The sequence below is a fragment of the Rhodoferax sp. genome (assembly GCF_034520025.1).
Classification (GTDB): Bacteria; Pseudomonadota; Gammaproteobacteria; order Burkholderiales; family Burkholderiaceae_C; genus Allorhodoferax.
In genome coordinates this window covers 1087204-1099647 of record NZ_JAXHNZ010000002.1, presented here as the reverse complement: position 1 = coordinate 1099647, position 12444 = coordinate 1087204, and the positions used below count along the sequence as shown (strand labels likewise).

At 61.4% G+C, this 12444-nt stretch carries 11 protein-coding genes; 7 read left to right on the top strand and 4 right to left on the bottom strand.

Going from position 1 to position 12444, the window contains the following annotated elements:
• Positions 1-23: 23 nt before the first annotated feature.
• On the bottom strand, positions 24-1073 hold the full coding sequence (purM, locus tag U5L73_RS13475) for a phosphoribosylformylglycinamidine cyclo-ligase (RefSeq protein ID WP_313873458.1): 1050 nt from the start codon (positions 1071-1073) through the stop codon (positions 24-26).
• Between the two features lie 84 nt (positions 1074-1157).
• Here purM and U5L73_RS13470 point away from each other — a divergent pair, with 84 nt between their 5' ends.
• The 6 genes from U5L73_RS13470 to U5L73_RS13445 all read left to right on the top strand — a co-directional run bounded on the left by U5L73_RS13470 (position 1158) and on the right by U5L73_RS13445 (position 7389).
• Positions 1158-2240, top strand: a complete 1083-nt coding sequence (locus U5L73_RS13470; protein WP_322562822.1) for an AI-2E family transporter — start codon at positions 1158-1160, stop codon at positions 2238-2240.
• A gap of 9 nt (positions 2241-2249) precedes the next feature.
• Entirely contained in the window at positions 2250-2933 is a 684-nt protein-coding gene (gene hda / locus U5L73_RS13465; protein WP_322562821.1) for a DnaA regulatory inactivator Hda, read from the top strand.
• Entirely contained in the window at positions 2930-3616 is a 687-nt protein-coding gene (locus U5L73_RS13460; RefSeq protein ID WP_322562820.1) for an HAD family hydrolase, read from the top strand. Before hda ends, U5L73_RS13460 begins: the two co-directional genes overlap by 4 nt.
• 30 nt (positions 3617-3646) lie before the next feature.
• A complete protein-coding gene (gene pcnB / locus U5L73_RS13455) occupies positions 3647-5224 on the top strand; it encodes a polynucleotide adenylyltransferase PcnB (protein ID WP_322562819.1) in 1578 nt (525 codons plus the stop codon).
• An 8-nt stretch (positions 5225-5232) separates the two neighbouring features.
• On the top strand, positions 5233-5706 hold the full coding sequence (gene folK / locus U5L73_RS13450; protein ID WP_322562818.1) for a 2-amino-4-hydroxy-6-hydroxymethyldihydropteridine diphosphokinase: 474 nt from the start codon (positions 5233-5235) through the stop codon (positions 5704-5706).
• 72 nt (positions 5707-5778) lie between these two features.
• Entirely contained in the window at positions 5779-7389 is a 1611-nt protein-coding gene (locus U5L73_RS13445; protein WP_322562817.1) for a methyl-accepting chemotaxis protein, read from the top strand.
• Positions 7390-7447: 58 nt separating this feature from the next.
• Here the strand turns inward: U5L73_RS13445 and U5L73_RS13440 are convergent, their stop codons facing one another.
• The 3 genes from U5L73_RS13440 to U5L73_RS13430 form a co-directional block, all read right to left on the bottom strand.
• Positions 7448-7906 (bottom strand): RidA family protein, encoded by a 459-nt coding sequence (locus U5L73_RS13440; protein ID WP_322562816.1) that lies wholly within the window; start codon positions 7904-7906, stop codon positions 7448-7450.
• A gap of 126 nt (positions 7907-8032) precedes the next feature.
• The gene (locus U5L73_RS13435; RefSeq protein WP_322562815.1) at positions 8033-9034 is read right to left on the bottom strand and encodes a transglutaminase family protein; all 1002 of its coding nucleotides are present in this window, start codon (positions 9032-9034) and stop codon (positions 8033-8035) included.
• Positions 9034-11658, bottom strand: a complete 2625-nt coding sequence (locus U5L73_RS13430; RefSeq protein ID WP_322562814.1) for a circularly permuted type 2 ATP-grasp protein — start codon at positions 11656-11658, stop codon at positions 9034-9036. Before U5L73_RS13430 ends, U5L73_RS13435 begins: the two co-directional genes overlap by 1 nt.
• A 98-nt stretch (positions 11659-11756) precedes the next feature.
• Here U5L73_RS13430 and U5L73_RS13425 point away from each other — a divergent pair, with 98 nt between their 5' ends.
• Complete coding sequence (locus tag U5L73_RS13425; protein WP_322562813.1) at positions 11757-12377, top strand: flavin reductase family protein; 621 nt, start codon at positions 11757-11759, stop codon at positions 12375-12377.
• Positions 12378-12444 lie beyond the last annotated feature (67 nt).

Below are 12444 nucleotides of genomic sequence, written 5' to 3'. Positions count from 1 at the left end.
GCCCGGTGGGTGGACCCTAAGTCTTAGCGAACCACCACTTGCGCACCGTCACCTTGGGCGGCGATCGTGCCCACGGTGTAGACGGTTTCGCCGCTGGCGCGCAATGTCGCAGCTGTGGCTTCTGCGTTGGCAGCGTCCACCACCACGACCATGCCGATGCCGTTGTTGAAGGTGCGGTTCATTTCGATGTCGTCAATGCCAGCGGTCTGTTGCAGCCAGGCAAACAGCTCAGTCTGCGGCCAGCTGCCCTTGACCAAATGGGCCGCGGTGCCTTCGGGCAACACGCGGGGAATGTTTTCTAGCAAGCCGCCACCGGTAATGTGGGCCAGGGCCTTGATCGGGTGGGCCGCCAGCGCAGCAAGCACGTTTTTCACATACAGGCGGGTGGGCTCCATGATGGCTTGCTTGAAAGGTTTGCCGTCCAAGGTGGCAGGCACGGTACCGGCGGCCTCTGCACGCTCGATGCATTTGCGGACCAGGCTGAAACCATTCGAGTGCACGCCGGCAGATGCCAAGCCCAGTACCACGTCGCCGGGCTTGACGTCAGCGCCGGTCAAGATTTTGGATTTTTCTACCGCGCCCACACAAAAACCTGCCAGGTCGTATTCGCCAGCGGGGTACATGCCGGGCATTTCAGCGGTTTCACCACCGATGAGGGCGCAGCCGCTCAACTCGCAACCTTTGGCAATACCACCGACCACCGCTGCTGCGGTGTCCACATCCAGTTTGCCGCAGGCAAAGTAGTCCAAGAAGAACAGGGGCTCGGCGCCTTGCACCAGCACGTCGTTCACACTCATGCCGACCAGGTCGATACCCACGGTGTCGTGCATGTTCCACTCAAAGGCCAGCTTGAGCTTCGTGCCCACGCCGTCGGTGCCGCTTACCAGTACAGGTTCTTTGTAGCGCTTGGGCACTTCAAACAAGGCTCCGAAACCGCCAATACCGGCCAGCACGCCTTCGCGCATGGTTTTCTTGGCCAGGGGCTTGATGCGTTCGACCAAGGCGTCACCGGCAACGATATCGACACCGGCGTCTTTGTAAGAAAGGGGAGTGGAGGCAGAAGATTGGGTCATTGGAGGTAACGTTTGGGGTGAAGCGGAGGCAGACCCCGATAGAATTTGCCTAGATTTTAAGGGTTTGCCCCTTCTCTTTCCCTTATGACCCTCACCCCCACCCAAAAAAGTTTCGCTGCATGGGTTGCCATTGCAGTCGTTGCCGTCCTCGTTTTATGGCTGTTGGCACCTGTGTTGGCGCCATTTGCCGTGGCGGCGGTGCTGGCCTATGCGCTCACGCCGGTGGTCAATTGGATCGACGACATCGGGCTGGGCCGCGTCCCCCGCGTCGTGGCGGTGGTGTTGGTGGAGGTCTTGTTTTTGATTGTGGTGCTGAGTGTGCTGTTGCTGATTGTTCCGATTCTTGCCAAAGAAATGCCGCTGCTGCGGGAGCAGTTTCCTGTGCTGCTCGACAGTTTGAATGAGGCGCTGAAGCCACTGTTTGCCCAATGGGGAATCAAGCTCAACCTGGATGTGGGCAGCATCAAGAACTTTGTCATGAAGTACCTGAACGCTAACGTGGAAGATGCCTTTGGCTCGGTGCTGGCTTCGGTCAAGTTGGGTGGGAGTGTGGCGTTTGCCCTGATTGGTAACGCCATTCTGATCCCGGTGGCTTTGTTTTACCTGCTCATGGACTGGGCCCGTTTCATGGGCCAGTTGCGGCAATTGGTGCCGCCACGCCTTCGGGCCCCGACCGACAGTTTTCTGCGGGAGGCAGATGAGGTGCTGGGGCAGTACTTGCGTGGCCAGTTGCTGGTGATGGTCATTTTGGCCCTCGCCTACAGCTTGGGCTTGGCTATGTTCGGCTTGGACTTGGCTTTGCCGATCGGGGTGTTTACCGGGCTGGCGATCTTTGTGCCCTATCTGGGTTTCGGGGTCGGGCTGGTGCTGGCCTTGTTCGCAGGCCTGCTGGAGTTTTCGGGCGCGCATGGTGTCGGCTATTCCTTGGTGATGGTCGCGGTGGTCTACGGTTTGGGTCAGGTGATTGAGAGCTTTGTGCTCACGCCGCGCCTGGTGGGCGAGCGCATCGGCCTGCACCCCTTGGCTGTGATCTTTGCCTTGCTGGCGTTCGGTCAGCTGTTCGGTTTTGTGGGGGTACTGGTGGCCTTGCCTGCCAGCGCGGTGCTGCTGGTGGCGATACGCCGCGCGCGCTCGGGCTACCTCGGCAGCCGTTTGTATCTGGGGTGACCCCTTCGTATGAAACAGATTGCGTTGGATATCGGTTTGTCTACTGGCCCGACAGTGGCCAACTTTTTTGCCGGCCCCAATGAGGCCGCCCTCCGACACCTGGAGTTGTGGATCGGTGACGAGAGCCACTCTTTGACCCGCTCCCCGGTGCCCACCTACATCTGGGGGCCGGAGGGCAGTGGCAAAACGCACTTGCTCAAAGCTGCCCGCGAAGGATTGCGCGAGCAGGGTGCCCGCGTAGGCTGGTTGAGCGCCAACGACGAGCCTGCTGATTTCGATGAGCGTTGGGCGGCGGTGGTTCTGGATGAAGTGCACCTGTTCACCGCGGAGCAGCAGCACACCGCGTTTAACTGGTTCGTCAACGCCCATACCCACCACAAACCGGTGCTGGCGGCGGGCGAGTTTGCCCCCATCGATCTCAAGCTGCGCGACGACTTGCGCACCCGGCTGGGTTGGGGGCACATCTTTAGCTTGCAGCTCTTGAGCGAGTCCGAGAGACGCAGCGTCTTGCGCCAAGCGGCAGATGCCCGCGGCGTGTTTTTGAGTGATGAGGTGATGGACTTCATGCTCAACCGCTTCAGCCGCGATCTCGGCAGTCTGATGGAGCTCCTCGACCTGATGGATGGCTACGCCTTGCAGACCCAGCGCGCCATCACCATTCCGTTGATCAAATCCATGCTGGAAAACACATGACCGTGAAAAAGATTGCCCTGTTTGACCTCGACCACACCCTGATTCCGCTGGACTCTGACTACGCCTGGGGCGAGTTCACCACCGCTTTAGGATGGACCGATGCCGACGTCTTTAAGCAAAAGAACCAGGAGTTTTACGAGCACTACAAAGCCGGCACGCTCGATATTCACGCGTACATCCGGTTTGCCACTGCAGCGGTGATCCGCCAAGGTGCTAGCAAATCGATAGCTGCTCACGCAGATTTCATGAGCGCTATCATCCAAAAAGCCATTCAACCCCAAGCCTTGAAGCTGGTGCAGGACCATCAGGCCGCTGGCGATATCGTCATCATCGTCACCGCCACCAATGCCTTCGTTACACGCCCGATTGCCACTGCATTCGGCGTTGAAGAGCTGATCGCAGTCGATCTCGTGAAAGACGATGCCCCCGGTGGCACCGGTTGGTATACGGGGGAAATTGCCGGTGTGCCGTCTTTCCGCGAAGGCAAGGTCACACGGGTGAACCAGTGGCTGGCGGACCGCGGTTGGGGCTGGGACACCGTCCACACCACCTTTTATTCAGACTCCATCAACGACGTGCCGCTGATGGAAAAGGCCGATGTGGCCGTGGCCACCAACCCCGATCCGCGCTTGCGCGCACTGGCCGAGCAGCGTGGATGGCGCATACTCGAGCTCTTCTCCTGACCAGCGGGCAGGACTGTTAGGAACAAGAACTTGATCAAAAAATTTATCGATAAATTGCTGGGCAAATCCCCCGCTGCACCGGGTGGCAAGCCCAATTTTGGCAAACGGATGGAAATCCCGGTGTCGGTGCACGGCATCGACCCCAGCTTGGTGGACGACCGTGCTATCAACGTGGTGCGCACCCTGCAGCAAGCGGGTTTTGAGGCCTATGTGGTGGGCGGGGCGGTGCGCGACCTGCTGGTCGGTCTGCGTCCCAAAGACTTCGATGTGGCAACCAACGCCACCCCCGAGCAAGTCAAAGGACTGTTTCGCCGTGCGTTCATCATCGGGCGGCGCTTTCGCATCGTGCACGTGGTGTACGGCCGCGGGCGTGAGCATGAGGTGATCGAGGTATCGACCTTCCGCGCGTATCTGGACAACGCCGCTGCCGAACAAGTGGCGGGCAATGAGCGCACCAGCAAGAGCGAGCTTGCCGGTATGAAGCACGCGGTAGACAGCACCGGCCGGGTGCTGCGGGACAACGTATGGGGTCCCCAGGAAGAAGACGCGGTGCGCCGTGACTTCACCATCAACGCGATGTATTACGACCCGGAAACTCAGATCGTCGTGGATTACCACAATGGCCTGAAGGATTCCAAGAGCCGTACTTTGCGCATGATTGGCGAAGCGGCCACCCGGTATCGCGAAGACCCGGTCCGCATCATCCGCGCGGTGCGCTTTGCCGCCAAGCTGAGCCCCCTGGGTTTCAAGCTAGAGCCCAAAACTGCCGGCCCCTTGGTCAAAAGCCAGAAGCTGTTGCACGACGTGCCCCAAAGCCGCTTGTTTGACGAAATGCTCAAGCTGCTGCAAACCGGACACGCGTTGGCCTCCATTGCGCAACTCAAAGAATTGGGTTTGGCCACTGGCATTTACCCCCTGCTGGATGTGGTGGTAGAGCGCGCGGGCCAGAGCTTCGTGGAAGCCGCCCTGAAAGATACCGACCGCCGTGTCGGCGAAGGCAAGCCGGTGGCGCCTAGCTTTTTGTTGGCTTGTGTGCTGTGGGACGATGTTCGCAAGGGTTGGGACCAGCGCTTGGCCCGCGGCGAACACAGCCACCCGGCTTTGCAAGATGCGATTGAAGATGTGTTCAACGCCCGCATCGGGGATGTCTCCGGCCGTGGCAAGTTGGCTGGCGACATGCGGGAAATCTGGTTGATGCAGCCCCGCTTTGATAAGCGCGTAGGCAGCACGCCTTTTGGCATGGCCGAGCAACCCCGGTTCCGCGCCGCTTTTGATTTCATGCGCCTGCGTGCGGATGCGGGCGAGGTGGACGAGGTGCTGGCCGACTGGTGGCAAGAGTTCAGCATGGCCAGCGACGATGTGCGCCAGGACATGGTGGACCAGGTCCGCGCCGAGCAACAGCAGCAACGCAAGCAAGCCCCCAAAGGCCCACGCGTTGCCAGACCGCCCCGAGAGCCCCGCAGTACCGATACAGCGCCCAGCGGCGTCTCAGGAGATGCGCCCCAAGGAGCCGCTGATACCGATGGTGATGCCCCGCGCAAGCGCAAGCGTCGTCGTCGCAGCAATGCCAGCCGTGGCGCCGGCAGTGCCGGACCTGCGGCCGAATAAACCCAGCCATGCAGCGCGAGCCTGTCGAGGCCTATATTGGCCTTGGCGCCAATTTGGGTGATCCCATGGCGGTTTTGCGGCAGGCCTTGGGTCGATTGGCTGAATTGCCCCACACAGAGGTGCTGCGGGCGTCCGGCCTGTATGGCAGCACGCCGGTGGACTCCAGTGGGCCCGACTATGTGAATGCGGTGGCCTGCGTGCGCACGCGTTTGACCGCGACCGCGCTGCTATCGGCCCTGCAGGCGCAAGAGAACCAGGCCGGCCGTGAGCGCCCGTACCGCAATGCCCCCCGCACCCTAGACCTTGATGTGCTGCTCTACGGTAGTGCCCGCATGGCAGGGCCGGTATTGACGGTGCCTCACCCGCGCATGACAGAGCGCGCCTTCGTGTTGATGCCCTTGGCCGAAATCGCCCCTGACCTTGTATCAGCCACGCAGCTGGCCGCGGTGCGTGATCAAGGTATCTGGCGGCTGGCAGGGTAAATCCCCGTCTTTTCTCTATTCTGTAACCGGTTACCCCGTGGTTAAATTACAGAATAATTAAAGGAGATTGGAATGCAGTTCAACCGGATGCGGCTGGCCACCAAGCTGTGGTCGGCCATGGCCGTCATGGTCGTGTCGTTGGCGCTCATCATTGCGTTTACCGCTTTGCAGTCGCGCAAGTCGCGTGAAGCCTATGGCGCGGTAAATGCCACCATGGTCACCCAAATCAAGCACGCCAACCAGCTGGCGGCGCTGGAAGATGTCAATGCCACCCGAGCCTACGCCGTGGTGGTGTCCACCGACCCGGGTGTCGCCAAAGCCTTTAAAGATGAAATCAGCGCGAGCAACAGCCGCATTGAAGAGCTGCAAAAGACCATCGAAGCCAGTGACCTCAGCGAAAAAGACCGGCAGCAGCTCGCCAAAATTGCGTCGTTGCGCAAGACGTTGCAGGATTTGACCAGCCAGACGGCCTTGCTCAAGGTCACCAAACCGGCAGAAATGCCGGTGTTTGTGGAGACCCAATACCGCCCCGCAGTCATGGCGCTGCAGCAAGGCCATGCCGAATTTGTAGCAATGCAAGACGCGGCCAGCGAAGGCCTGCGTGAGAACTTTGAGTCGGAAGGCCGCAAACTGATCGTCATGTCTGCCGGTGGGCTGGTGATGCTGATCGCGGGGATTTTGCTGGGGGCAGGGTTCTTGATCCGCTCGATCAAGCAACCCTTGTCGCAGGCCAATGCCTTGGCAGCCCGTATTGCGGAAGGCGATTTGAGCTCTGCGGTCGACGAGTCAAGGGCGGATGAATTCGGCGACCTGATGCGCTCTCTGGCTGCGATGAACCGGGCCTTGTCGCTCATGGTGGCCCAGGTGCGCCACAGCACCGACAGCATCGCCACCGCCAGCAGCGAAATTGCCACGGGCAATAACGATTTGGCCCACCGCACCGAAGAAACCTCGAGCAACCTGGCGTCTACCGCGTCCAGCATGGATAGCTTGACCCAAGCTGTGCGCATGAGCTCCGACAACGCCCGCCAGGCCGGTACCCTGGCTGCCAACGCCTCTAGTGTCGCGCAGCGTGGCGGCGACGTCGTGACCCAGGTGGTGCAGACCATGCAAGAGATCGATGCCAGCAGCAAAAAAATTGCCGACATCATCAGTGTCATTGATGGGATCGCCTTTCAGACCAACATCCTTGCCCTGAATGCTGCGGTCGAGGCGGCCCGGGCCGGTGAGCAAGGGCGGGGCTTTGCAGTGGTGGCCTCCGAAGTGCGGTCGCTTGCCGGGCGCAGCGCTGAGGCCGCCAAAGAAATCAAAACGCTGATCGGCACCTCGGTCGACAAGGTCGAGCACGGCACCCAGCTGGTGACGACAGCCGGCGCCACGATGCAAGAGATTGTGCAAAGCGTGCGCCGGGTGGTGGATGTGATTGGCGAGATCACAGCCGCCTCGAGCGAGCAGAGCAGCGGCATTGCAGACGTGAATCACGCCATTTCGAATCTCGACCAGATGACCCAGCAAAACGCAGCCTTGGTCGAAGAGAGCGCCGCCGCCGCCGAGAGCCTGCGCGATCAGGCGGCGCAGTTGGCACAGGCGGTAGCCGTGTTCAAGGTAGATGCTTATGCTGGCAGCAATCGCCCAATGGCACCGCAATTGCCGGGCCATACGCCTCACCTGAGGCTGCGCTAGGGACCACAAAAAACGCTGCCGAGGCAGCGTTTTTTTATGGGTTCACCGGAGTGGCCAATCAGGCGATTTCGGCAATCAGCTCGATTTCCACGCACGCACCCATCGGGATCTGGGCGACACCGAAGGCGCTACGGGCATGCGCGCCGACTTCGGGGCCGAAGACTTCACCAAAGAGCTCGCTCGCGCTGTTGGTCACCAAGTGTTGCTCGGTGAAATCGCCGGTGGAGTTCACCAGCGACATTACTTTGACGATGCGTTTGACCTTGTTCAGGTCGCCCACCGCAGCGTGCAGGGTACCCATCAGATCGATCGCGATCGCACGCGCTGCCGCTTTGCCTTGCTCGGTGGTGGTGTCTTTGCCCAACTGGCCTACCCAGGGCTTGCCGTCTTTTTTTGCGATGTGGCCGCTCAAGAACACGAGCTTGCCGGTTTGCACAAAGGGTACGTAGGCTGCCGCAGGAATGGCAACCGGTGGCAAGGTGATCTGGAGTGCGGCGAGTTTGTCGTAAATGCTCATGGGAAATCTCTCAGGTTTATAAGTAAAAAGTGCATCTGGCGCTCATGAATTGAGCACCTATAGCTATCAAAAGTATAGCAATACCCTGGCGGGTAAAACATCTTTACCGGATTGCTGTCGCTCTGCTTATGGCGATTGTGATTGCGATTGAGACATGCCCGCCGCAGAGCCTTGCGTCTGGGTTTGGGTCTGCGGCGCATCATTGTGTGCAGGGGCCGCAGCTGGTGGGCTGTCGGTGCGGATCTCTTCGACGGTGACACCCACTGTCAGCGTGTGCCGTGACCCTCCATGGATGACGCCCCGCAGCGGCGACACATCGCCAAAATCCCGCCCGGTAGCCACGGTGACATAGTCGACCCCGGGCGCATGCCAGCCCCAGCGGTTGTTGGTCGGGTCGAAATCCACCCAACGCTCACCCTCAGGAAGGTCCGGCACATAAACGCTCACCCAGGCGTGGGAGGCGTCGCTCCCGATGAGCTTGACTTGTCCGGGCGCAGGCTGGGTCAACAGATAGCCACTGACATAGCGGGCAGGCAGGCCCATGCTGCGCCAGCAGGCCAGCATGATGTGGGCAAAGTCCTGGCAGACGCCTTTGCGCTGCTCCAGGGCTTGCAGTGCAGGGGTGTTGATCTCGGTGCTGTGAGACTCGTAGGTGAAGTCGGTGTGGATCCGCTCCATCAGGTCGCAGGCTACCGCGATCAGGCTTGCACCGGCGACAAAGCTGGGGCGCGCATAGCCAGAGAATTCGAGCTGCCGGGGCACGAACGGGCTGGCAAATACAAACTCCGCCGCCGCTTCGTAGGCAGCGCCGGCCTGAAAGCGCAGTCGGTCTCGCAGGGTTTCCCAGGGCAGACTGCTTTGGGGGCGGACGTGATCACGCGTGGAAATCAGACTGCAAGCCCGCACCTGCAAGACGCTATGGGGTACCTGCAGTGAGAAAAAACAGCGCTGGTTGCCGAACACATCCGGTGCACTCCGCTGCTGAGCCGGCTGCGGGTTGATGATCAGGCTGTGGCTCAGCACGTGTTGGCTACCGTGGGCGCGCGGCTCCAAATAGGCCGCATGCTGCGCCGTCTCGACGGCAGGTTGGTAGTCGTAGCGGGTTTCGTGGGTGACTTGCAGCAGCATCAGGTACCCACGCTTTGTTTGGTTTCGCCCGAGTGGGTGAAGTAGGTGGTGCTGATGTCCTCAGACACCGTGTAGGCGGCTTGGCATAGGGACTTGAGGAGCTCCCGCAGCGGGCCCATCAGCGGTCCATCGGCGGGGCTTTCACACAGAGTGGCCAAGTCCCAGCGGTCTGGGGATGGCACTTGCAAGCTCATTTCGCTGAGTTCATGAGCGGGGCTCTGGGCGAGTTTGGCCAGGCGGCCCCGCAGCGTGTGAGCGACCCACGCCAGTGAGCGCGGGTTGTCGCGGTCCAGCACCAGCAGGTCAATGAGCGCCGCCACATCGCGGCTCTGCTGGTACTGCGCATGAAACGTGATGGTGCTGTCAAACAATCCGAGCAAAGCCTCAAACCCTCCATCGGTGTCGACGGCGCCGGTCTCCAGTGACTGGTCCAGGGCAGTGGCCAGAAAGTTCAGCCGTTCCACATGCCGGCCGATGCTCAGCAGGCGCCAGCCATCGTCCCGGGTCATTCGGTCGGTTTGGGCGCCGGTGATGGCGGCCAAGTGGTCACTGGCGTCCTTGAGAATCCGCAGGGCCTGGTTGGGCGCGTAGTCGCCTTGCGCGGCCAATTGGGCGCAACGCTGGAACACCTCTTCCTCGGCCCGCACGATGGTGGCCCAGTGCTCCTGGGACAAGCGTTCGCGCACCGTGGCGGCTGCCATCTTCAAAGCGCGCATGTTGTAGCCCACGCCGGTCGCGCCATCGGGCGAGGCCAGGCTGGCGATGATGGAGCGCTCGAAAACGCGCCGCGCCTGCACCGCAGACGGCACCCCGGGGAGGACGAGGGTGTTGATTTGCGCCAGCTGCGTAAGCCATTGCAGCAAAGGCGTGCTGGACTGCTCCTCGCCGCCCAGGTACTCCAGCGCCAGGCGGGCCAGGCGGATGGTGTTGTCAGCCCGCTCGGTATAGCGGCCTAACCAATACAGGTTTTCTGCAGCGCGGCTGGTGACCAAACGCTTGCGCTGGGCCAACACGGCAGGGGTGAGGGTGGTGGGAAGCAGCGTGGTGGTGTCGACCTCACCACGGGTGAGCGCCCAAACGTCGGCACTGCTGCCGCCGCGTTGCATGGAGGCAATGTCTGTGCTGGTGCCCGCCACCCGGGCCAAGCCGCCAGGCAGTACCTGCCAGGCCGGTTGGCCTTGGGCGTTGCGGCCGGCAGACACGGCGAACACCCGCAGCATGACGGAGCGAGCCTCCATGCCTGCTGATCCGCCCTTGCCGTCGGCATGGTTGCGCCAGGTTGGCATTTGCGACAGGGGCATATAGGCTTGCACCGTGTGCTCTTCGCTTTGGCGCACGATGCGGCCGGCCAAGCGGTCCAATGCACTTTGTTGCAGGGTGTGGCCCAGCATCGCATCAAAGCTGGGGTGGATGCTGGAGCCGGGGTAGGTCGGCTTGATGGTGCGCTCGCCGAGCAAGGGCAGGGCGGCTTCCATGGCGCTGCGCTCGCCGCACCACCAGGTGGGCAAGGCGGGGAGACTCAAGCGCTCACCCAACAAGGCTTGGGCGATGGCCGGCAAAAAGCCCAGCAGCGCGGGCGACTCCAGAAACGCAGAACCGGGGGTGTTGGCGACCAGCACGTTGCCGGCGCGTATCGCTTGCAACAGGCCCGGCACACCCAGGGTGGAGTCGGGCCGCAACTCCAGCGGGTCGAGGTACTGGTCGTCCACCCGCTTGAGCAGGCCGTGTACCGGCACCAAGCCACGCAGGGTCTTGAGGTAAACGCGCTCATCGCGCACCAAGAGATCGCTTCCTTCGACCAGACTCAGGCCGAGGTAGCGGGCTAGGTAGGCGTGCTCAAAATAGGTTTCGTTGTAAGGGCCGGGCGTCAACAGGGCGATGTGGGCCTGGGCACCCGCGGGGCTGGCGTTTTTCAGGCTGTCCATCAGGGCGCGGTAGGTGCTGGCCAAGCGCTGCACCTTTAGCGCCTGAAACGCCTGTGGGAACTGCCGAGACACAGCAAGCCGGTTTTCCAGCAAGTAGCCAAGCCCGCTCGGCGCCTGGCACCGCTGGCTCACCACCCACCAATTGCCGTCCGGACCGCGGGCGAGGTCAAAGGCTGCCACATGCAAATGCACGCCGCCCACCGGCTGCACGCCGGCCATGGGGCGCAAGTAGCCGGGGTGGCCGTGTACCAGTGCGGGCGGCAAAAGACCGCGCTGCAAGAGCTGCTGCGGGCCGTAGACGTCAGCCATGACTGCTTCGAGCAGTTGCATGCGCTGTTGCACGCCTGCCTCGATATGGGCCCAATCCGGTGCATCGACGATCAGCGGAAACAAGTCCAGCGACCAGGGGCGTTGGGGGCCTTCGGCGTCGGCATACACGTTGTAGGTGACGCCGTTGTCACGAATTTGTCGCTGGAGGCTGGCAATATGCTGGTCGAGGGCGGCCTCGCTGCTGCCTTCCATATTGTTAAAGAATTGCCGCCAAACGCTAGTCAAATGTGCGTCGGTAGCTCCTGAATGAATAGCGCCTCGGAGTTCGTCGAAATGGCTTTCGTGGGCGCGGCAGGCGCGCGCGAAGCGGAGTACGTCGGCTGCGCTTTCGGTGCTGGGGTCGGGGCGGGATTCGTCAGGATGTGTCACTGTGACCAAGTATGCCAGCAAGGGCTGATTTCTTCGGTCTGCAAGCAATCACTATGCCGGTCATACTTTCGGCCAAGCCCACTCGCCGGATACACCCCATGACTGTTGACTTCCATTTTTACGAGCCCCGCTTGGGGCATGGTTTGTCCCACGATCCTTTCAATGCCATCGTGGGCCCCCGGCCCATTGGCTGGATTTCGAGCCGCAGCGCGGATGGGGTGCTGAATCTTGCGCCCTATAGTTTTTTCAATGCGTTCAATTACGTGCCGCCCATCGTGGGGTTTTCGAGCATTGGTTACAAAGACACGGTGCGCAACATCGAGGCCACCGGCGAGTTTGTCTGGAATTTGGTTACCCGACCCCTAGCGGAAGCCATGAATCAGACCTGTGCGCCTGTCGGCCCGGAGGTCGATGAATTTGCCCTGGCAGGCCTGACGCCCGTGAATTCCAACCTGGTGCAAGTGCCCCGGGTGCTCGAGAGCCCGGTTAGTTTTGAGTGCCGCTGCACCCAAGTCGTTCAGCTACAAACGGCAGCTGGTGCCACGGTGCCCAGTTGGCTGGTCCTGGGCGAGGTGGTCGGGGTGCACCTGGACCGGCGCTTGCTGGTGGACGGGGTTTACGACACCGCTGCGGCCGGGCATGTCTTGCGCGGCGGCGGGCCGGCGGATTACTTCAGCGTAGGGCCTGAGCAGCTCTTCAAGATGTTCCGGCCCCAATAAAAAAAGCCACCGGCAACACGCGTTGCGGTGGCTGTCGGCTACAGCCTTAAGGGCTGCCGCGATGGGC

Excerpts from the sequence above, each read along its gene's own strand:
- U5L73_RS13425 (WP_322562813.1), top strand. The coding sequence starts at position 11,757 with ATGACTGTTGACTTCCATTTTTACGAGCCCCGCTTGGGGCATGGTTTG.
- folK (WP_322562818.1), top strand. The coding sequence starts at position 5,233 with ATGCAGCGCGAGCCTGTCGAGGCCTATATTGGCCTTGGCGCCAATTTG.
- U5L73_RS13470 (WP_322562822.1), top strand. The coding sequence starts at position 1,158 with ATGACCCTCACCCCCACCCAAAAAAGTTTCGCTGCATGGGTTGCCATT.
- U5L73_RS13440 (WP_322562816.1), bottom strand. The coding sequence starts at position 7,906 with ATGAGCATTTACGACAAACTCGCCGCACTCCAGATCACCTTGCCACCG.
- purM (WP_313873458.1), bottom strand. The coding sequence starts at position 1,073 with ATGACCCAATCTTCTGCCTCCACTCCCCTTTCTTACAAAGACGCCGGT.
- hda (WP_322562821.1), top strand. The coding sequence starts at position 2,250 with ATGAAACAGATTGCGTTGGATATCGGTTTGTCTACTGGCCCGACAGTG.
- U5L73_RS13445 (WP_322562817.1), top strand. The coding sequence starts at position 5,779 with ATGCAGTTCAACCGGATGCGGCTGGCCACCAAGCTGTGGTCGGCCATG.
- U5L73_RS13460 (WP_322562820.1), top strand. The coding sequence starts at position 2,930 with ATGACCGTGAAAAAGATTGCCCTGTTTGACCTCGACCACACCCTGATT.
- U5L73_RS13435 (WP_322562815.1), bottom strand. The coding sequence starts at position 9,034 with ATGCTGCTGCAAGTCACCCACGAAACCCGCTACGACTACCAACCTGCC.